Source organism: Reichenbachiella ulvae (assembly GCF_025833875.1).
Lineage (GTDB): Bacteria > Bacteroidota > Bacteroidia > Cytophagales > Cyclobacteriaceae > Reichenbachiella > Reichenbachiella ulvae.
The window spans coordinates 4,926,600-4,948,210 of record NZ_JAOYOD010000001.1 but is presented as its reverse complement, the minus strand read 5'-3'; the positions used below and the strand labels follow the sequence as shown (position 1 = coordinate 4,948,210).

Annotated in this window: 14 protein-coding genes; 4 read left to right on the top strand and 10 right to left on the bottom strand. The window is 39.1% G+C overall.

Annotated features, from left to right (window positions below):
* Positions 1–32: 32 nt before the first annotated feature.
* The 9 genes from N7U62_RS20350 to lepA all read right to left on the bottom strand — a co-directional run bounded on the left by N7U62_RS20350 (position 33) and on the right by lepA (position 16,353).
* Positions 33–1,658, bottom strand: a complete 1,626-nt coding sequence (locus N7U62_RS20350; protein WP_264139940.1) for a SusD/RagB family nutrient-binding outer membrane lipoprotein — start codon at positions 1,656–1,658, stop codon at positions 33–35.
* An 11-nt stretch (positions 1,659–1,669) separates the two neighbouring features.
* Positions 1,670–4,939: a SusC/RagA family TonB-linked outer membrane protein gene (locus N7U62_RS20345; RefSeq protein WP_264139939.1), complete on the bottom strand. Its 3,270-nt coding sequence runs from the start codon at positions 4,937–4,939 to the stop codon at positions 1,670–1,672.
* Positions 4,940–5,352: 413 nt separating this feature from the next.
* Positions 5,353–6,231, bottom strand: coding sequence for a hypothetical protein (locus tag N7U62_RS20340; RefSeq protein WP_264139938.1), 879 nt, complete (start codon positions 6,229–6,231; stop codon positions 5,353–5,355).
* A gap of 13 nt (positions 6,232–6,244) precedes the next feature.
* The gene (locus tag N7U62_RS20335; protein WP_264139936.1) at positions 6,245–7,723 is read right to left on the bottom strand and encodes a SusD/RagB family nutrient-binding outer membrane lipoprotein; all 1,479 of its coding nucleotides are present in this window, start codon (positions 7,721–7,723) and stop codon (positions 6,245–6,247) included.
* 17 nt (positions 7,724–7,740) lie between these two features.
* Positions 7,741–10,842: a SusC/RagA family TonB-linked outer membrane protein gene (locus tag N7U62_RS20330; protein ID WP_264139934.1), complete on the bottom strand. Its 3,102-nt coding sequence runs from the start codon at positions 10,840–10,842 to the stop codon at positions 7,741–7,743.
* 257 nt (positions 10,843–11,099) lie between these two features.
* Complete coding sequence (locus N7U62_RS20325; protein ID WP_264139933.1) at positions 11,100–13,034, bottom strand: OmpA family protein; 1,935 nt, start codon at positions 13,032–13,034, stop codon at positions 11,100–11,102.
* 28 nt (positions 13,035–13,062) lie between these two features.
* Complete coding sequence (locus N7U62_RS20320) at positions 13,063–13,644, bottom strand: 7-carboxy-7-deazaguanine synthase QueE (RefSeq protein WP_264139932.1); 582 nt, start codon at positions 13,642–13,644, stop codon at positions 13,063–13,065.
* 43 nt (positions 13,645–13,687) lie between these two features.
* Complete coding sequence (locus N7U62_RS20315; RefSeq protein ID WP_264139931.1) at positions 13,688–14,557, bottom strand: bifunctional 5,10-methylenetetrahydrofolate dehydrogenase/5,10-methenyltetrahydrofolate cyclohydrolase; 870 nt, start codon at positions 14,555–14,557, stop codon at positions 13,688–13,690.
* An 8-nt stretch (positions 14,558–14,565) separates the two neighbouring features.
* Positions 14,566–16,353, bottom strand: coding sequence for a translation elongation factor 4 (gene lepA / locus N7U62_RS20310; RefSeq protein WP_264140452.1), 1,788 nt, complete (start codon positions 16,351–16,353; stop codon positions 14,566–14,568).
* 107 nt (positions 16,354–16,460) lie between these two features.
* Here lepA and N7U62_RS20305 point away from each other — a divergent pair, with 107 nt between their 5' ends.
* Positions 16,461–16,973, top strand: a complete 513-nt coding sequence (locus tag N7U62_RS20305; protein ID WP_264139930.1) for a DUF4924 family protein — start codon at positions 16,461–16,463, stop codon at positions 16,971–16,973.
* Here N7U62_RS20305 and N7U62_RS20300 read toward each other — a convergent pair.
* The gene (locus tag N7U62_RS20300) at positions 16,970–17,347 is read right to left on the bottom strand and encodes a CoA-binding protein (protein WP_264139929.1); all 378 of its coding nucleotides are present in this window, start codon (positions 17,345–17,347) and stop codon (positions 16,970–16,972) included. The genes N7U62_RS20305 and N7U62_RS20300 overlap by 4 nt on opposite strands.
* 263 nt (positions 17,348–17,610) lie before the next feature.
* On the opposite strand from N7U62_RS20300, the gene N7U62_RS20295 reads away from it, so the two are divergent.
* The 3 genes from N7U62_RS20295 (at position 17,611) to N7U62_RS20285 (ending at position 21,602) form a co-directional block, all read left to right on the top strand.
* Complete coding sequence (locus N7U62_RS20295) at positions 17,611–19,590, top strand: sensor histidine kinase (protein WP_264139928.1); 1,980 nt, start codon at positions 17,611–17,613, stop codon at positions 19,588–19,590.
* Between the two features lie 72 nt (positions 19,591–19,662).
* Positions 19,663–20,340, top strand: a complete 678-nt coding sequence (locus N7U62_RS20290) for a response regulator transcription factor (RefSeq protein ID WP_264139926.1) — start codon at positions 19,663–19,665, stop codon at positions 20,338–20,340.
* Complete coding sequence (locus tag N7U62_RS20285; protein WP_264139925.1) at positions 20,340–21,602, top strand: sensor histidine kinase; 1,263 nt, start codon at positions 20,340–20,342, stop codon at positions 21,600–21,602. Before N7U62_RS20290 ends, N7U62_RS20285 begins: the two co-directional genes overlap by 1 nt.
* Positions 21,603–21,611 lie beyond the last annotated feature (9 nt).

Here is a 21,611-nt window from a genome sequence, read left to right as displayed (position 1 = left end):
GCAGGTTTTCAATATTATTATTTGAAAATGAATTAATTCACATCCCAGAAAATCTTAGATGAAGCCTCATCACCTCCTGTAAGCTTAGCTTGAGCAGCTGCTAATGAAGTTCCATTCAATGTCGCCTCTCTCAAAGGATAAGTCATACGATTTGGAATATCAGCCATGGTCATTCCTGGAGGAGGAGTAAATCCATCAAAATCTAATCTTCTCCATGTAGACCAACCCTCTAAACCTTGGTTGTATAACCCTAACCACATTTGAGTACCAATGATTTGTTTCCAATCACCAGATCCACCATCAGCAGTAGTGTATGCCACCTCTGGTCTCGCCAAATAAGTAGCAACACCTGCAACACCCCATTGATCAAATGAAGCTGTAATAGCAGCATTATAATGAGCTTCAGCAGTTCCTGCCACAGTATAACCACCTCTTTCTATCATTTCGGCCATCAAGAAATGAGTCTCTGCAGCATTGTAAAGCGTACCAGGATAAGAAGGTGTATGTAATATATCCCCAACTTGAGAATTGGTAGAGTAAGCATTGGCATCACCATAAGTCCCTCCTTTATACATAGTCACTTCACCTAGAGTTGCCGAATCAGCAGCAGCTAAAGTAAATGGAGCTACCATAAAGTCTCTACTGGTCATTTCACCATCTTCATCATAGTATTCAATGATCATATTAGAAGTGAATGTTGAATCCTGAGCCATTCCATTGTCATCTACATTCCAGCCATAATCAATTGGATTTCTTGTGAATGTCATCAATCTTGGGTCCAATCTTTCATTCAAAGCATCTACTAAAGTGTTAGACGCAACAAAATCAGCACGTCCACTTAATACTAAATCCTCATGCAGTGGGCTTGAGTTTGGTGAAGATCCCTGGTAAGCCATTGAAAAATTCTGAGCATTAGTAGAAATAACTCCTGCAGCCATAGCCTCATTAGCCCAAGCAATTGAAGTTGCAGCATCAACATCAGCTAATTTCATTGCCATTCTCAATTTAATTGAGTTCGCAAATGTAGCCCAAGCATCCACATCTCCACCATAAACCAAATCAGAAGAACCAAATCCACCTGCGGCTGTATTGGCAGCAAGTAAAGTACTAGATGTAGTTAAGATGTCTTCTACCGAATTGTAAATAGATCTTGCATCATCATATACTGGATCTAAATTATCTGGATCCAAAGCCTCAGAATAAGGCACATCACCAAAAATATCAACCAAAGTGATGTAAGTATAACCCATCAAAATATCGATAACTGCCATTTGGTTACGCAATGTTTGCTCTGGGATCACATTAGTAGGATCATCTAATTGAGCCTGTATTCCAGTTTTAGAATCCTTTAGATCAATCAAAACATCTCTGTACTGATTAGTATAAATACTTAAAGGTATCTCTCTGGCAGTCATAGTATACTGACTTTCGTCAGGATACGTAGTTTGAGCCCACATTTGAGAATACAATCTAAATGGATTGTCATTCACGCTCATGCTCACAATATTGTCTACTACTTCTCTAGTAGCAGAAGCAAACAAGGCCTCTGGAGGAAAAGTTGATGGATTCTTTTTATCCGTATTCAACTCATCCAATCTATCATCACAGCTCACAAACACAGTAGATGCAAGCAGTAGTGTATATAATATTTTTTTCATATTCTAATTAATTAAAATTTGAATTTCACATCGAAACCTACTGATCTAACAGCTGGATAAGCACCTGACAAATACCCTTGTGAGAACTGTCCGCCTAGTCCAGATTCTGGATCCGCATAAGGAGTGTTTTTGTGAATAATCCAAAGGTTTCTTCCCACCAATGAAAGATCAACACCTTGAGACCAAGACCCAACTAGTTTTTCAGGCAAGCTGTAAGTCAATCTCAACTCTCTCAATTTCACATATGATGCATCATATACTGTCAAAGAAGCTGGGTTTCTAGATGAATTACCCCAGTAGTAAGCACCACCGTAGTAATCTGCACGAGCTCTAATTGTATTTTCAGAACCGTCTGCCTGTACCCCTTTATTCAAAATACCTCCACTAGTGTTATCACCAGTTACAGGATCTCTTTTTGGATTGCCTAATTCATTGTTTCCAGCTGTGTGAGCTAATACTCCAGTACCTTGACCATAGTGCATATCAAGAGAATAAACATCTCCACCCTGAGAAACATCAATTAAGAATCCTAAGGTTACACCTTTATAAGACAGAGAGTTATTGAAGCCCATAGTATAATCAGGGTTTGGATCCCCAATGATCTGGTCAGCTTCAGCTACATAGTATCCACTAGAGTTAACAATTTTACCACCATTTTCGTGGTAAGAGAATCCAGTACCTCTCAACACACCTAAAGGCTGACCTACAGTTGCGTTAGAAGAAATACCACCTTGGTAACTTTGAATAGTATAATTATCAGTTTCGTTACCATTGTCATCATTCAAATCAAGCACCTTATTTCTGTTTCTAGTGAAGTTAAATGTAAGGTTATATTTGAAATCTTGCGTTCTAACTACATCGCCAGACAACACTAATTCTATACCTTTATTTTGGATAGTACCAACATTGATAAATTTACTAGAGTAACCTGTAGCTCTCGAAACCTCTACTGGCATCAATTGATCAGTAGTCTCTCTGTTGTACCAAGCAAAGTCAACACTTACTCTGTTATCTAAGAATGCACCAGCCACACCAAATTCAACTTCAGTAGTTAACTCTGGTCTAAGGTTTACATTATTTTTTGTATTTCTAAGAGAAGCAGAAGTTGCTAATCCGAAATTATCATTTCTCAAATATGTATCGAATACTCTTAGCGCTCTTGTATCGTTACCTACAGTACCATAACTCGCTCTAACTTTACCGAAATCCATCCAGCTTACGTCAAGTACTTCTGAGAACAAGAAACTCAAACTAGTTCCCCAGTAATCATATTGTCTGTTTTCTCTAGGTAATGCCGAAGAAACATCAATTCTATAATTACCATCCAAATAGAGCATATTCTTGAAACCTAAACTTAAACTACCAAAGTAACCATAGATTTCTTTCTCATACAGCGTCTCAACAGGGAAAGGGTTGTTAGAAACAGAATTACTCAAAGAGTATAAACCTGGCACGGCCAAACCACCACTTGTTGATCCAAATGAACTTTCATAGCTTTCCTTCTGAAGATTAAATCCAACAAGTCCAGCCACGTTCAAATCATCAGTTACATTCTTGTTGAAATTTAACATACCATTGTAATTCCACTCAGACGCCTCGATGTCTGTTCTAGCGTATCCAGAAGATTCATCAGTTAAATTCACACCGAATTCAGCTGCAATACTTCCTACTGCTCTTCTTTCTTCTCTCAATTCTGAATAGTTATCAACAGATGCTCTACCTGAGAAAGACAACCAATCATTGAATTGGTAATTGATACCTACTTTAGATAGAACTCTATCTCTAACCTGAGTATTGTAGTTCTCATATCTCGTCCAATATGGGTTGTCCCAGTAGATTGGAGTTAAAGGCGTGTCATGGCTAGCACCATTCCAAGTATAGTTCAATCCAGTTCTCTTATAAACGTCCTCAAGTTGCTTAACATCAACGTTTACTTGCCACCACTGACGGAATTGAGACATCAAGTTGTCACTGTATCCAGTAGAGAAACCACCAGTCAAATCATGGTTACTATATTGGAACATTACATCAGTTTTCAATTTAGAACCCAAGTTAGCTGTACCGTTGAAGCTAACTGTATTCTTAACCAAATTACTATTTGGAAGAATATCATCTTGATTCAAATTCGTGTAGCTCAGTCTGAAAGTAGCATTTTCGTTTCCTCCAGAAAAAGCAACGTTAGTATTTGAGATCACTTGAGACTCAAAAAAGTCTACTGGAGTTGTTTTTCCAGCCTCGTAAGCATAAGCTTGACCGAAGTTTTCCTCTCCAGGAACAAATGAATCCCACTGGTAACCTACAATACTTCCATCCAATGGATCACCATAAGAAGCATCCTCAGTAGTTGGCACTACCAAGTCATCGGTACCATCACCATTGATATCAATTTCGTACATGGCACCATTAGGAGTAGATGATCCATAATATGGACCATATCCAGCACCATACTCATCTTGGTACTCAGCAAATGTGTTTTTGTTGATATAACCTACAGATACACCTGTAGAAATCTCAACTCCAATACCCTTTCCAGACTTACCTTTTTTAGTAGTGATCAAGATGACACCATTCTGTCCACGAGCACCGTACAACGCAGTTGCAGCAGCACCTTTCAGAATAGACATGGACTCAATGTCCTCAGGGTTAATATCAGAAGCAGGATTACCATAATCATAACCTCTTCTACCTTGCGCCTGAACACCCGTGTTTCTAGTTTTATTTTGAACTGGAATACCGTCAATTACAAATAATGGAGCATTATCAGTAATAGATGAGTTACCTCTGATATTTATTACTGCAGAACCACCCATCGTAGTAGTTTGACGCACATTTACACCAGCAGCTTTACCTGATAATGACCCAATGATGTTGTCTGTCTTTACTCGACTTACATCTTCATTGCTCAATGATTGTTGTGCATAACCAAGAGAAGCCTTCTCTCTAGATACACCCATTGCAGTTACAACTAACTCCTCTAGTTGCTTTGCATCTGCTGCCATGGCCACATCGATAACAGATCGAGATCCAATCTCAACTTCCTGGGCAGCCATACCCACAAATGAAAATATTAAAATCCCACCATCAGATGGAACACTCAATTTCCAGTTACCATCTATATCAGATGTGGTACCTGTAGTACTTCCCTTGAGAATAATGTTAGCTCCAGGGATTGCTTCGCCAGCATCATCTGTTACTTTACCAGATACTGTACGATCTTGTGCCCACGACTCAGTAACTAGCGCAGACAACAACATGAAACAAATAAGTAGAATCCTCCTCATATTGTATGTTTTAATGTTAAAAAATGATTAAAAGTATGTTTTCTATTCTCAAACATAAGATTTTTAAAACACATACACCAATCCTTACTAACAATTATTAGTTGGCATGCATACTGCATTTTGACAGGTTACACTCTGTACGCGAAATAATCTATCGGGTATTTCGACATTATCAAATCAAAACCATCAACGAATATGGAAAATCATCACCTCACAATAAATTATTTCTAAATAAGGGTTGTAATTTATATTATTGTTAGAGTTGATTTATTCAATATTTCAAGGCTCAACAACAATAAAATCTAATTCAAAAGACCAAAATTCGGACATTGTACAATAATTCTAATTTGGTTTAAAACAAAAAGAGGCTCTACTTCATAGTAGAACCTCCTTTTAATTATGTTAATGTTAGCTTATTGCTTAGTAAGTGTTGTTACGCCATTATCACCAAAACCATTAGACCATGAAATGGAAATAGTTCCATTTTCGTTTACCGTACCTGTCGCGTTAAAAACATCGCCACCATAAACAACGTCTGGTTGATCAACCACTGAAATCACATCGCATGCATCAGTAAATTGAACTGGATTATCTGACTCTCCATACACATCTGTATATAATCCAAAAGTAATATCAGAAAGATCATATACTCCATTCACCGAAGTTTCCGTAATAGTAACCGTATAGGCTTGATCTGTTCCAGCACTTCCTGTTGTAACAGAATTCCAAGTACCCGTCAAATCAGATGGACAATCTGCATCCTTTATGGTGATCTCTGAAGAAACTCTAATTGGTCCACGTCCACCATCAAACACCAAATTTGAAGTTTCTGCACCAACAGCTCCATCTAAAGTTACAATCAATGTTTTATCTCCATCTGTATCAAGATCTGTTAAAAATCTAATTCCAAATCCTACCTGGTCTGAAATTAGGTCCTCGCCACCAGCGGGAAGATAAGGCACCTTGATTACTGCTTCAGTGGCATTGGCAGATATTACAGCACCTGCATCATTAGATCCAGGCCCTTCAACCACCTCAAAGTCTATTCCATATTCCGCAGTTCCAGAAAAACTCACTGTTGACAGCAAATCTTCCCCACCACTTACTGGAGCCTGAATAGTAATCACAAAATCACTACCTCCTTCAACAACCTCAATTTCAGAAGGTGTATCTGCAGCAAACTGAACAAAATTATTCACTTCGCTTGCCTCACTAAGGGGGTCTTCCAGTTCTTCACAAGAAAAAACTAAAAACAATAACCCTAGAAGTATATATAAATTATTTTTTTTCATAAGAAGTCAATTATCATTGTTCAAAATAAACTGGTTTATCGATTCTCGGCGACACCTCAGGAGCATTAATATTGCTCTCGATTTCAGAACTTGGCACTTCGATACGACGGATTATCGTATTAATTGGTGCACCTACAGGAACCGTCAATGATGGCACCTTAGTTCTTCTCCAGTTAGACCAAGCCTCTGCACCTTGAAAATTCAATGCCTTATATTGCTGTAATTGAATCGCTTGTACAGGATCTGATGCAGTAGAAAGGTTCAAACTCCCAACATATGCTTGCTTGTCAGCAGTTGAAATTTCGAAAGCAGATCCATCAAAATGATTCATCGATGCTTGAACTCCACTTTCAAGGGCAGTTTGAGCGGCAGCTAAACCTCCAGGAGCCAAACCTCTTGCATATGCCTCAGCTGCCAGTAAGTAATATTCAGATGCTAAAAACCATTCATCTGACTTATCTTGTCTGATATAAAACAAACTCACATATCCTCTTTCTGCTGTAGGAGGTAGAGAACCTGCACCATTAACCGCTCCTGTAATTGGACCAGCAGGGTTGCTTATATCTCTCTGAAAAAAAGACCACATTCTTGGATCATTATCTGCTTCCAAAATATCAACCATCGCTTTACTAGCCAATCTCCAACGTTGATGTACTCGATTTCCATCAGCATCTACTTGAAAAGAGCCAAAACTCACGAAATTGTCAAAAGTAGCATAGTCAAAATTTTGATTGGCTCTATTAGGGTAGTAGGCAAACTCTGCATTTTCAGATCCATCCAGAGCATCTATAAAAGTTCCGCTAGCCAATAACTCAGTAATTTCAGCAGACCTATCCTCTACATAAGAAATTCTCATTAAACATCTTAGTTTCAAAGAATTTGCAAAAGCCAACCATTTATCCATATTACCTCCATAAAGTGGGTCATAATCGGTAATAGTGGTTTCAAAAGTTTGATTTGATGTGTCAATCATATCGATTGCACCATCAAGAATATCAATTATTCCTTGATAAATAACGTCTCCTGAATCAAATTTAGGAAATAATATAGCTGGGTCATTACTCTCCGTAAATGGCATTTCCCCCCATCTATCAACTCCTATTAACCAAGCCATCGCTTGTATAATTCTAATCTGCGCAACACCGTTCATTCTTCCAGATTCTTCCGCCAACGCAGCTGCCAAATTCAAGTCTTTAATGATATCACCATAAAATGTAAACTGCCAGAAATTATTATTTCCAATTGAACTGTAAGAATAAGTATCTGGACCAGTTAATACTACTACTGGTTTATGGTGTTGAATAAATGCTTCCCCATCTGGATTCAGAGTATTTAACAACACCTGAGACAATGCTAATGAAGCATTAGTCATTACTGTGCCTGGTGGAACTTCTGTAGATGCATTAGGGTTAGTATTCACATCTAAAAAATCATCACAAGAAGAAAAAACCAGCACAAAAACTGCCAATATATATTTATTGAAATTCTTCATATTATAAATTCTTTATCTTAAAAAGTAAGCTTAATATTAAATCCATAAGATCTAGTAGTCGGCAAGTTATAAGCCTCAAGACCTTGAGCATTCGTAGGGCCATAAAAACTTACCTCTGGATCTATATGAGGCACCTTAGAGTAGATGATAGCAAGATTTCTTCCCTCAACTCCAAATTCAACTTCTCCAAATGGTGTCTTATCTAACAAAGTTCTAGGTAGAGAGTAAGACAATCTAACTTCTCTTAACTTAACGAATGTACCATCGAATACACCATCTTCATCCACATCATTTTGCTGTCCCCAAAATTGCTCTGCCGTAATAGGAATATCATTTGGTCTGGTTTCTATCACATTTCCGTCTGCATCTTCGCTTACAAGAACAACTCCTTGATCAATATATGACACATCCCTAATTTCAGTTTCTTTGACATGTCCCCCAGCACGCAATTGCTGTACAGTTTGAGAATGTATATCTCCCCCCTGTCTCCAATCAAACAGAATGCTAAGATTAATTCCTTGATAAGAGAAGGAATTCATCAAGCCAGCCGTGAAATCTGGAGTGATATTTCCAATCTTTTGTTCATTCACATCATATCTTAAGCCATTGGCCGGATTAATTAAAATATTACCTTCGTCATCTCTTCTCCAACCAGAGCCAATAATAACTCCTAATGATTCATTTAAATATGCGCGCAGACTAGGATCTGTTCTTGTACCTTCAATATCCAAAAACTCAAAATTCTCAGGCAACTCAACAAGCTCGTTATTATTTTTAGCGAATGTTCCAGTTATCGTCCAATTAAACTTACCAAAATCTAATGGTGCTTGAAGCATTAATTCAACTCCCTTATTTTCAACAGTACCAGCATTCAACCTTTGAGCAAGGTACCCAGTACTAGGAGGTATACTCAATCGAACAATCTGATCTTCCGTTCTATTTGAATAGTAAGTTGCATCAACAATTAATTTACCGTTGAATAGTTGAAGTTCAGTACCAATTTCCCATGAAGTAGTTAACTCAGGTTTTAAATCCTGAGGAGGGATGGTTCCCGAACCTGCATAACCAGGAATACCATTCCAAGGATAAGTATTATCTACACCAAAAAGTTGAAATATATCAGTTTGTGGAAAGTAACTAAAATCAAGAACAAAAGGATCTGTACCATTACCCACTTGCCCCCAAGAACCTCGCAATTTCGCGAAAGATAGAATATTAGAATCAATATTTAATGCATCCGTCAAAATCACACTGGCACTAACACTTGGATAAAAGAAGGAGTTATTCTCCTCAGGCAATGTTGAGTTCCAGTCATTTCGACCTGTTACATTTACAAATGCCCAATCCTTATATGAAAGTCCTAGATCGAAGAAGACTCCTACAATTCTTGTTTGATCTAACACAGCATTCTGAACAGAATTAACTAGAGCATTATCCCCAATATATAATAACGGATCTGTTAACCCTTGTCCTCTGTTGAACGAGGATTCCAAATATCTTTGAAAGATATTATTCCCCAACAGTAGGTTAACATTAAAATCTTCTCCAATATTTCTATTAACAGTAATGAAGAAATCAGAATTTAACTGTGACTCAAATAAGTCATCCCTCCAAAACTCTCCTTCAGGTTTAGACACAGAGCCAACAGCCGTTCTTTGAAGACGTCTTTCGGTATAAATATCCGCACCACCTCTCCATGAAACATCAATCCAATCTGTGGGTTTCCATCCAATCTTTCCGAATGAAATAAAGCGATCAATATTCCCCGTATATAAATTTTCCTGTAAGGACCAATAAGGATTCTGATTTAATCCTAAAAACAATCTTGGGCTTCCATCAGGATTTTTATAATTTTTTAAAGAATCTAAATTATAATTTCTCGGCAAGAAATTAATAACTGATGAAATTGCACCATCATCATTAAAACCTGTAATTGGTCTACCTTCATTTCTAGTCATAATATAGGTAGCCCCATATTCACTATAGAAATTATTATCAAACTTGCGAGATCCCTTTAAGGAAATTGTATACCTATCCAAATTAGTGTTAGGAACAAATCCTTCTTGGTTAAACTGTGTAAAACTTAATCTATAAGTTGAATTTTCATCACCTCCCGCAATGGCCACATTATTAATCATCGTTTGGCCAGTTTCGTAAAAATCCTTTACATTATTTGGTTGTGCAGAATATACATCCTCATAACCATTAGCATTAGTAAAAGTCTGTCCTGCCATTCTTGGTCCCCAGTTAGAAGTCGCAGAACTATCAATTTTGTTAAGATTTCCTTGCCCAAAGGTATTTTGAAAATCAGGCAACTTAAGCGGATCGTCAAACCTTAAAGATGAATTGATTGTAACTGAAACCTTTGAATTCTTAGAACCACTTTTTGTTGTAATAATAATAGCCCCATTAGCAGCTCTTTGACCATAAAGTGCAGTAGCAGCTGCTCCTTTTAGAACTGTCATGGTTTCAACATCATCAGGATTAATATCCTGAATTCTATTTCCATAATCAGGTCCTGTAAATCTATCGACAGAAGCCACGTTGGTATTCGAAATAGGAATACCGTCCACTACATAAAGAGGTTGGTTATTGCTATTAATTGAACTCGCTCCCCGAATAACCACTCTTGATGATGCTCCAACTGAACCTCCAGAAGCCGTCACCTGAACTCCTGCTACTTTACCAGCCAGACCATTAGCAATATTTGCAGATCTTGATTTAGTAAACTCATCTCCGTCAACAGTTGAAACTGCATATCCAATAGTTTTATTCTCCTTAGCAATACCCATGGAGGTAACTACTACTTCTGATAATTGCTTTGCATCGGTGGCCATAGCGACATCTATTACCGATCTTGAGCCTATTTCAACTTCTGATGGAGCCATCCCAACAAAAGTAAAGACTAGCACACCTCCTTCTGATGGAACACTTAGTTTCCAATTTCCGTCAATATCGGAAGTGGTACCAGTTCTGGTTCCCTTTAAAATGACGTTTGCTCCTGGAATAGCTTCTCCAGAATCATCGGTCACTTTTCCTGAAACTGTCCGATCTTGTGCCCACGACTCAGTAACAAGTGCAGACAACAACATGAAACATATAAGTAGAATCCTCTTCATATTGTATGATTTAATTGTTAAAAAATGTTTAAAGTATGTTTTCTATCATCAAACATAATTTTTTTCATTTATTAATAATAAATTAAACTAACAATTATTAGTCGTTACGCATACTGTTTTTTAGCAGGATTAATCTTGCTCACGTTATATTATTTCAGCCGCATATTTATGCACGGAATAAAATTCTGTTACTACACCTATTTTCACTCGTCTAAAAAACAACAATTTGGTAGTAAGGGTTTTTGTCGTAAGAGTTGTTATTCCATAATTTTCTTAACGACGAACTCTATTCTCCTGTTTTTCGCTTGAATTTCAAGGTTCTCCGAAGTGTATTTGGGTTGGGTCTCACCGTACCCCTGGAAGGAAAGCTGTTGGGGACGAATACCCCGTGAGATGAGAAAGTCATGTACAGTTTCTGCTCTTTTAGTAGACAGCTCCATATTGTAAGCCTCACTTCCTTGTGAGTCACTATGACCAGCAATCTCCATCTGGACTTTAGGATTGTTTTTAAGAAAGTACCAAACCACCCGTAACTCGGACATGGACTCCTTCTTCAGCTCATAGCTGTCATGGTCAAAAAAGATATTACCTAACTCACTGGTCACTCCCACTTTGATAGGGTCTAACTCAATATCAAGTAGGTTCCGATCAAAACTTCTCATCTCCTCAATTGTGAAAGAAAAATCCTTGAACATGTACCCATCGCAGGTCACATAGATCCCATATTCCTTTCCTTCAGTGAGCACGAGGGTATAGGAGCCGTTGATGGGGTCTGATTCTAATTGAGAGTAATAGTTTTCATTGTTTAACTGAAAAATCTGAAGCTCTGCGGATAACGGTTTCTTGCTCTCACTATCTATCACCCTTCCCTTTAGATACGCACTTTCATTGGAGACTTGAAAAGAATCAGGTAAATCAAAAGAATACAACTTACTCAAAAAGCCCTGTTTGGTTTGTTTCTCAATCGTGTACACCCCGGATTTACTATCAGAAGCAATGTATAAGGAGACCTGATCATGTTCATCGTTCAAAGGGTATCCTAGATTGATGGGAAATTGCCATAAGGAGTCCTCCTCAATTTCGCTCATATATATGTCTAAACCTCCCAGTCCTTCATGACCATTAGAAGAGAAATATATCGTTTCTCCGTTGGCATGGATGAAAGGGCTTATCTCATCTCCATTGGAGTTGATTCGTTTGCCCATATTCAGAGCGGGCTGCCATTCTCCTTTCTTATTCTTGGTTGAGATCCATATATCCTTTCCGCCATGTCCTCCTCTCCTATTGGACACAAACAAAATCGTGCGACCATCTGCAGACAATGAAGGTTGAGCTTCCCAGCCAGGGGAATTTATGGCCTCTCCTATATTCTTAGGTCTGCTCCATTCATCTCCTTTCTTTTCAGATATGTAGATATCACAGCTACCAAAGCCCCTTCTTCCATCACAGGAAGTAAAAACTAAGGTTCGACCATCAGCAGACAGTGAGGCTGCTCCCTCATTAAACTCCGAGTTGATGTTATCAGATATACTTTTAGGCACAGACCACGCTTGTTCCGTCGAATCATAAACACAGTAATAAATATCTTCATCATCATAATTATTCATACCTACTCGTCGAGTGAAGTAGAGCTCTTGCTTATCAACCGAAAGGGCAGGAAAGTATTGAAGCTGAAATGAATTAGCATGAGCGACAAGCTCCTTGATATTATAGTCAAATGGATTGGCAATGGCCATTTGTGCGAAACGACAATCTTTGATGATGGCCTTAACGGACTTTTCTTTCACCAAATCATTTGGAACTGTGCGGATATAATGTTCCAAATACAATTCAGCGCTATCATAAATAGCCTGTTCGTAGAAATACTGTCCTATGGCATGATAGGCATACTTCGATTTCGGGTAATCAGGATCTATGCGAATGGCCTTTTGAAAATACTCAAATGAAAGGCTATCCCAACCTAAATTAGCGCTAGCACTTCCCAGTGCCAACCATACTTCAATAAAATCAGGATCCCGCTCTACCGCATCCAGCATCGGCTCCATTGCCTCTCTGAACTGTGCGCGCTTCAACAATTGACGAGCTTCTTCATAATCCCGCAAAGCCCTTTTGTCTTCCGAATGATAGGAAGTGTATTGGGCATAGGACGATCCAAAAACGAAAAATAGAAGTAGAATAAACAGGTAGCGCATATGTCGTTTGAATAATCTAACGACAATATTACGGGATATTCAGATATTTATGGGTCTGTAAAGAGATGTTCCAGCGACTATGGTCTTTAGCGTACTCTATGATTTGAGGCGTCATCTTTTCTGCTTTTGACCATTCCGGTTGCAAATAAAGCTTGCAGGTTCGATTTACCTTTTCGGCATGTTCCTCTGCAAAATCAAAATCTGACTTGTTAAAAACAATAGCTTTTAGTTCGTCCGCATGGGCATATATAGATTCATTCGGAGCTTTGAATTTTTTAGGTGAGAAACACACCCAATCCCATTGACCTGTCACTGGGTAGGCTCCTGAAGTCTCGATATTCAATTGATAACCCTTTTCTTTTAATGCAGCCGTTAGCTCTCCCATATCATACATCAGCGGCTCCCCCCCCGTGATGATTATAGTCTTGCATGGGTAATCCTTTATTTGGCTCAGGATTTCTGGTATGGTAAAAAATGGATGATCCTCTTCATTCCAGGATTCCTTCACGTCGCACCAAACACAGCCCACATCGCAACCTCCCAAGCGGATGAATATGGCAGGAGTACCTGAGTAAAACCCTTCCCCCTGAATGGAGTAGAATATCTCCATAATGGGAAGTTTCTCAGATATTTTAGGAACAAAGGTCAAAGAATCAGTATTTCTGTTTAGCCGCTTGTAGGGTATTGATCATCAACGAAGCAATGGTCATCGGACCTACACCTCCTGGTACAGGGGTAATAAAACTCGCTTTTGGTGCTACTTCATCATAAGCCACATCACCAGACAATCTAAAACCAGATTTTTTGCTCTCATCTTTCACTCTAGTGGTACCTACATCGATCACCACAGCTCCCTCTTTGACCATGTCTTTGGTCACAAGCTCCGGTTTTCCGACTGCTACTACCAGGATGTCAGCATTTCTGGTATGACTGGCCAGATCCTCAGTGTATTTGTGACATAACGTAACTGTAGCTCTTGCATCATTAGACATCATCAGGGCTAATGGGGCGCCAACTAAGCGGCTAGCTCCTACGATCACGCAGTTCTTGCCTTCTGTTTCGATTTCGTATCTTTTGATCAGCTCCATGATTCCAAATGGAGTGGCAGGCATCAACAAAGGATTTTTAGAAGTGATACTCCCAAAGTTTTGATTCGTGAATCCATCTACGTCTTTGTCTGGCGAAATGCTTTCTGTTACCTTCTCCACAGAAATATGCTCAGGCAATGGAAGTTGCACGATGAAACCATCAATATCTTCATCTCCATTCAATTGATCGACATGCTTGAGCAGCTTCTCTTCAGATATAGTACTGGCAAACTGCATCAAGGTGTAGTCAAAGCCCACTGCTTTACATGCCTTGATTTTTCCACCCACATAAGTGTGGCTTGCACCATCATCTCCCACTATGATGATCGCGATATGAGGTGCGCGCTTGCCTTCATTCTTCATGGCCTCTACCTGAAGCCTGATTTCTTCCTTGATATCCGTTGATATCTGCTTGCCGTCAATGATTGTGGACATATTCTTAATTAATCCAGTTTAAGTACTGCCATAAATGCATCTTGAGGAATCTCAACATTACCCACCTGACGCATACGTTTTTTACCTTTTTTCTGCTTTTCGAGCAGTTTTCTCTTACGAGAGATATCACCACCGTAACATTTCGCCAATACGTTCTTTCTCATGGCTTTTACTGTTTCTCTAGCAATGATTTTATTTCCAATGGATGCTTGAATTGGAATCTCAAACATCTGCCTTGGTATCAATTCTTTCAGCTTTTCACAAAGTCTTTTACCCCATTCATAGGCCTTGTCCCTGTGTACGATGGCAGACAGTGCATCTACCGCCTCACCATTCAACATGATATCTAATTTCACCAGGTGAGAAGACTTCAGCCCTGTCAGTTCATAATCCAATGATGCATAGCCTCTGGATATGGTTTTTAACTTATCAAAGAAATCGAATACGATCTCTGAAAGAGGGATATCAAACGTTAACTCTACTCTATCTGATGTAAGGTAAACCTGGTTCTGAATGGTACCACGTTTATCCATGCAAAGCGAAATAATCGGCCCTACATAATCCGCCTTACTGATGATTTGTGCTTTGATAAATGGTTCCTCTATCTGCTTGATTCTACTGGCATCTGGCATTTCAGATGGAGCGTTGATTTTCACTTCTGAGCCATCTGTCAACTGAGCGATGAACTGAACCGAAGGCACAGTCGTTATCACTGTCATATCGAATTCACGTTCCAATCTCTCCTGAACGATCTCCATATGTAGCATCCCAAGGAATCCACATCTAAAACCAAACCCTAAGGCTGCTGAAGTCTCTGGCTCCCAAACGAGCGATGCATCATTCAGCTGCAGCTTTTCCATCGAAGCACGCAGGTCCTCATAGTCAGTCGTTTCTACTGGGTATATCCCTGCAAAAACCATCGGTTTCACATCTTCGAAACCTTTGATCATGGCCTGAGTAGGTCGTTCTACATGAGTAATCGTATCCCCTACCTTTACTTCTTTAGCTACTTTGATACCTGAGATCAGGTAACCCACATCTCCAGTTTTTATTTCTTGTTTAGGCACTTGAGCCAAACCCAAAGTCCCGATTTCATCTGCCTCATAGGTTTTACCTGTAGCGACAAACTTTACTTTATCCCCTTTTTTGATTGAACCATTGAAAACCCTGAAAATAACTTCAATTCCTCTAAATGAGTTGAAAACTGAATCGAAAATCATAGCCTGAAGCGGCTCTTCCGGGTCACCACTTGGAGCAGGAATTCTATTAACAATGGCGGCCAGGATATTGTCTACCCCTACGCCCGTCTTACCACTAGCATGGATGATATCCTCATAGTCACAGCCAATCAAATCAATGATCTGATCCGCAACTTCCTCAGGCATAGCACCAGGCAAATCTATTTTGTTCAGAACAGGGATAATCTCAAGATCATGTTCCAGCGCCAAATACAGATTAGAAATGGTCTGAGCTTCGATTCCCTGTGATGCATCCACGATCAGTAGTGCACCTTCACACGCTGCAATCGAACGGGAAACCTCATATGAAAAATCCACGTGACCCGGAGTATCAATGAGATTAAGGGTATAATCTTTCCCCTCGAAAGGAAACAGCATCTGAATCGCATGACTCTTGATGGTAATCCCGCGCTCTCGCTCGAGATCCATGTCATCAAGCAGCTGCTCCTGCATGTCTCTGTCCGCTACCGTACCCGTATGTTGCAACAATCGATCGGCGAGTGTACTCTTGCCGTGATCGATGTGCGCTATGATGCAAAAATTCCTTAAATGATCCATTTTCCTTAAAAAGAAGGCAAAAATAGAGAAATAATATTTCACATTTGCAAAAAGTTTTGGAGGGATTCTGAGGATTGCCGCTTGACTGATCATAGCAGACTAATAACATGGAGCAAAGCAAAAATATAACCGAATACATCATAGAAATTTATCGTAAGGAGGATTTGATGCGAGCCTATAAATTTGATTTAGAGAAGTTTGGAACACAGGTCATCAACTTCTTTCCAATCTCTCCAAAAGAAAAATTGGCTCAAGTCAACTACTATGAAGAGTTGATGAAAAAAATGAAGGATCAAAGCATCGAACAATCCGGACATCTAGCTGAAATCAATGAATTGGTAGATCAACTGGAAGATTTGCATCAGACGCTAAAAAGGGAAGACCATGCATACCTAAAAGTATATGAACAAGCCCAACCTTTCGTAGAAGCCAATCTGGAAGAGGCCAAAGGGAAAGTTTCAAGTGAGGTTCAAATCTGCCTCAACGGAATATATGGCTTTCTCTTGCTCAAAATTGAAGAACGCCCCATCAAACCAGAAGAACAAAAAATGATAGATCAATTTGGTAATCTATTGTCTCTTTTGAGCTTCAAGTATGAAGAGAGGAAGTCTGCCAACTAAAACAAGCCCGCTCGAAGCATCACCAAAGTACAGCCTTCAATAGTTTCAATTCCTTTTGCTCTTGCGGCTTGTGCCAAAGCTTGATTTTCTGTGCCTGGATTGAATATTATTCTCTTGGGTTCAAGATTTAAAATGTAGTCATTCCATTGAGTCAGGTTATGACTCCCAATGTAAAGAGTCACCGTATCCACTTCATTAATTTCTGGTAATTCCTTTAAATCCTTGAATTGTTGTCCAAATAATTGGCCCTTCTTAATAGATACCAACTCCATGGGGTGCCCTGCTTCATGTAATCGATGCGCGGCAAGGTAAGCATATCTGTTTGGGTTGGTGCTTGCACCCAGCACCACGGTCTTCTTAGTTTCCTTGGTCAAAGTCTATCGGATTTAATTCTCACAATCTACAACAATAATATCATTAAAGAGGTTTCAAGAAATTTAAGCAATTCATCTTTAGTCCAAATGAGATTGTTTAAAACCTAAATGTCCCCAAATATTCAACTACTTGTATGGAGCATCTTATTGTTTCAACTTTTCTAATTATATTGAAACAGCATTTGTTAGGTTAAAATTGTTGATCATCAATCTACCGCGAGAAAAATTACATTGAAATAAGATCATTTATTAAACCTACTAGAATGAAATCTTATAAGGCAGGAAAAATACAACTATTCCTACCCCTTCCAGCTATTTTCGGAGGACTCATGGGACTCATGGGGTGGTACTTTAGTATTCCTATTTTCACTTCTTTGATCCCAGATGGACCAACCATGAAGTTCAATACTGCTTTGGTATTCATCATACTGGGATCTTATCTTTCGCTCAATCAATTCTTCGATTCCAAAAGACTGCTAAAAGTACTCTTAATCTTCACACTGGCTTTTAGTCTGATTACTATTTTAGAGTATCTGAATATTTTCGAAATCTCCATTGACAACTTTTTCATCTATGATAGACATAGTTCCATCTACCCTGGCAGAATGTCTCCTGCCACTGCATTCTCCTTCCTAGTTCTTTCTACGGCCGCCCTTTTTTATAAAAGCGAAAACCAACTCGTGGCAGGTAGCATACATGTCATGCTACTAATGATATTGGGGATTGCCCTGTTGTCCCTAATCACATATATTCTCAATATACCCGCACAGAACAAAGTATTCTTTTTAAGTACAATGGCCTTTCCCACTTCCGTTATACTTATTCTTCTTAATGCCTCCATTCTACTTCAAAGACCTGATTTCGGCTTTACCAGTCTAATGACCAGTCAATATCAGGGCAGCAAATTCATACGGTTATTCATGCCGTTTTTATTGGTTTTCCCTATTATCCTGAGCTACTGCCTTATTGCTATGATCAACAATGACAGCCTCAATTTGGACTTTGGCATCATATTGTACACCGTAGTTTTCATTTTTATCAGTCTCTCCTATACAGGAGTGATTGCACTCGCATTCAACACAGCAGATGAAGAAAGAAAAAAACTTTTGGTCGAATTAGAATCTTCAAACATTAATCTTTCACAGTTCAAAGATGCGATGGATCATGTATCCCTTGTAACCATTTCTGATCCTAAGGATATTATTCTGTATGCCAACAAAAATTTCGTCAAAACCTCAGGCTACACATTGGAAGAGTTGCTGGGAAGCACCCACGATCTATTAAAGTCTGGTCACCATAACGAGATGTTCTACAAAAAAATGTGGGACAGATTAAAAGGTGGAAATGTCTGGTCTGGGGACATAAAATACAAGGCAAAAAACGGAACTCCCTATTGGATTCATACGGCTATTATCCCGTTTCAGGACGAAAACCAACACATATACCAATATCTCTCGCTAGGCACAGATATCACAGAACGAAAAAAGGCCGAAGAATTGCTATCTAGCCAATATGTAAAAAAACTAGAACAAAAGAATGTAGAACTGGAACAGTTAACTTCAATAGCCTCGCACGACCTGCAGCAACCTATGCAGACTATTATCAACTACATCGATCTCATGCAACTCGAGTTCGGAGCAGAACTACCCTCAGAAGCGAAAGAGTATCTGGACACTATCAAAGCAGCGTCTAGAAGGAACAAAATGATGATCCAACAGCTACTTGACTATTCTAAGATTGGAAAAAAGGAAAAACCAACCATGGTTAATTGTAAAGCCTTGCTGGAGCAGTTGGAACAAGACTTACAGTATAGTATTCAAGAAACAGAGGCTGAAATCGAACTAGATGAATTACCTACAATTGAAGCTTACGAATCAGGCATAAGGTCTATTTTCCAAAACCTCATTTCGAATGCCATCAAATTTCAGAAAAAAGCAAACAAACCCAAAATCCACATCTCAGCGGAGCGCAAGGAGGATGGTTGGTGTTTTTCGGTTGAGGATAATGGGATCGGGATAGACCCCAAATTCAGTTCGCGGATCTTTAATATTTTCTACAGACTACATAGCGAAGATCAATTCAAAGGAACAGGGATCGGTTTGGCCCATTGTCAGAAAATTGTAGGTCTTCATGGAGGAAGAATCTGGGTGGATTCAGGAAAAAAAGAGGGGAGCAAGTTCAAGTTCATCATCCCCAACCACATCCTGCATAAAATTGACACACTCAATGATATGGTCAAATGAGCGGACTGTAATGCTTTATCACTCTTCAAAGAATATTCAGAATTGAATGTTTAATTTGTATCATCAAGAGCAATGAAAGTATTATTAACAGAGGATAACCTGGATTTACAAAAAAACATTTTGACCTATCTTCAAAATGAAGGGGTCATGTGTGAATGCGCTGAAAACATCAAGCAATGCCAGGATCGTTTGGTCGCCTATGAATACGACATCATCATCCTGGACAGGATGCTCCCAGATGGTGACGGAATTGAAATCATCGAATTCATCAAGTCTAGAAACATCCCAACAGGGATATTAATCGCCTCTGCTAAGAATGAATTAGACGATCGGGTGGAAGGTTTAAATCTTGGGGCTGACGACTATATCACCAAGCCCTATTTTATGACTGAGCTAATGGCACGTCTAAATGCCATCTACAGAAGAAAAAAGCTGGATGGGAACCCTTTTTTACAACTAGGCAATATCCGTATCGACACAGACAAAAGAGAAGTCAATGTAGAAGGATTGCCAATCGCTCTAACCAAAAAAGAGTATGACCTGCTCATATACATCTATGCCAACAAAAATCGAATCCTGACCAAGCTGGCAATAGCAGAGCACCTTTGGGGAGAAGATGCAGACACCTTAGGTTCTTTAGATTTTGTCTATCAGCACATCAAAAACCTGAGGAAAAAGATAATGAATGCTGGGGGGAATGATTTCATCAAAACCGTATATGGATCCGGTTATAAATATTCAGTAGAATAATGAAGCTGTCTCAAAAATTCATTTTAGCCTATTTTATTCTCTGTGTGATTGTCATATCATCAGGAGGCATCTTTTACTACTTCACCTTTACCCAACTGGTGGATCGTGAAACCGATTACGAGCTCAACAATCAAGTACGACAGTTGTCATCCCTGATTCAAAAAGGAATACCCTATGATTCGCTAATTGACGAACACATCAATATCCAGTTGATAAAAGATACAGCAGATATACAGGAAAGTCGAGAATACCTGGATACGATTGCTTACCATCGCCCTTTTCGTGCAGTCACCCATCATCGCAAGATCAAACAAGTCAAACCTATCAACAACAACTGGTACCGATTCGAACTATACGAGTCTATGATCGAGCAAGAAGATACTTTCGACACAACTTTTCAGGCGACTCTCACTTTATTCGTTTTCTTAGCGGTTCTATCATTAATAGCTGGGTTCTTTATATCTCGCTATTTATTGGGCCCATTCAACCAAAGTCTGGTTAAAATCAAAAATTTCAATCTGGAAAAAGGAGTGCCTGTAGAGGCTATTCCCAGTAGCACTTTCGAATTCAAAAAGCTCAATGAATTCCTGACACAGATGTCCAAAAAGGCCATCGCAGATTACAAAAACCTCAAAGAATTCTCAGGGGATATTGCGCATGAAATTCGCACTCCCATGGCCATTGCCTCAGGCAAACTAGATCTACTCATGCAGCACCAGTCTTTGTCAGAAGAACAAATGGAATGGATCGTGGATGCACAAAAAGCGCTAGGAAAAGTTTCGCGTATTCAACAATCCCTAGTCATATTAAGCAGGATAGAAAACAATGAATTTAACAAACTAGAGCGGTTACGGATAGACACCTTGATTGAAAGAATCTGTGAGGAAAAGGAAGACTTGTTCGAAATGAGAGGTATATCAATCGAAAAATCTCTAGAACCGACGGAGACCGAAAATGACCCAACGCTAGTTGAAATCATGCTGAACAACCTCATCCAGAATGCCATCAAACACAACCTGAAAGAAGGTGGTTCGATAAGCATCCAACTATCCCATAATCAACTGAAAATAACCAATCCGGGATTGGCACCTAAAGGTAAAACAGAAGAGCTGCTCCAACGCTTCAGAAAAGAAAGTACGACTAATGACTCCATCGGACTTGGTCTTTCGATAGTTCAAAAAATATGTGAAGTATCGGATTATACCATCAACTATCGTTTCGACGACAAAAACTCCCTGCACCAAATCTCTATTTCCCTTTAAACTTCAAAT

Coding starts and splice junctions, on each gene's coding strand:
- N7U62_RS20295 (WP_264139928.1), top strand. CDS start 17,611: ATGAAATCTTATAAGGCAGGAAAAATACAACTATTCCTACCCCTTCCA.
- N7U62_RS20335 (WP_264139936.1), bottom strand. CDS start 7,723: ATGAAGAATTTCAATAAATATATATTGGCAGTTTTTGTGCTGGTTTTT.
- N7U62_RS20330 (WP_264139934.1), bottom strand. CDS start 10,842: ATGAAGAGGATTCTACTTATATGTTTCATGTTGTTGTCTGCACTTGTT.
- N7U62_RS20325 (WP_264139933.1), bottom strand. CDS start 13,034: ATGCGCTACCTGTTTATTCTACTTCTATTTTTCGTTTTTGGATCGTCC.
- N7U62_RS20350 (WP_264139940.1), bottom strand. CDS start 1,658: ATGAAAAAAATATTATATACACTACTGCTTGCATCTACTGTGTTTGTG.
- N7U62_RS20290 (WP_264139926.1), top strand. CDS start 19,663: ATGAAAGTATTATTAACAGAGGATAACCTGGATTTACAAAAAAACATT.
- N7U62_RS20345 (WP_264139939.1), bottom strand. CDS start 4,939: ATGAGGAGGATTCTACTTATTTGTTTCATGTTGTTGTCTGCGCTAGTT.
- N7U62_RS20315 (WP_264139931.1), bottom strand. CDS start 14,557: ATGTCCACAATCATTGACGGCAAGCAGATATCAACGGATATCAAGGAA.
- N7U62_RS20340 (WP_264139938.1), bottom strand. CDS start 6,231: ATGAAAAAAAATAATTTATATATACTTCTAGGGTTATTGTTTTTAGTT.
- lepA (WP_264140452.1), bottom strand. CDS start 16,353: ATGGATCATTTAAGGAATTTTTGCATCATAGCGCACATCGATCACGGC.
- N7U62_RS20305 (WP_264139930.1), top strand. CDS start 16,461: ATGGAGCAAAGCAAAAATATAACCGAATACATCATAGAAATTTATCGT.
- N7U62_RS20285 (WP_264139925.1), top strand. CDS start 20,340: ATGAAGCTGTCTCAAAAATTCATTTTAGCCTATTTTATTCTCTGTGTG.
- N7U62_RS20320 (WP_264139932.1), bottom strand. CDS start 13,644: ATGGAGATATTCTACTCCATTCAGGGGGAAGGGTTTTACTCAGGTACT.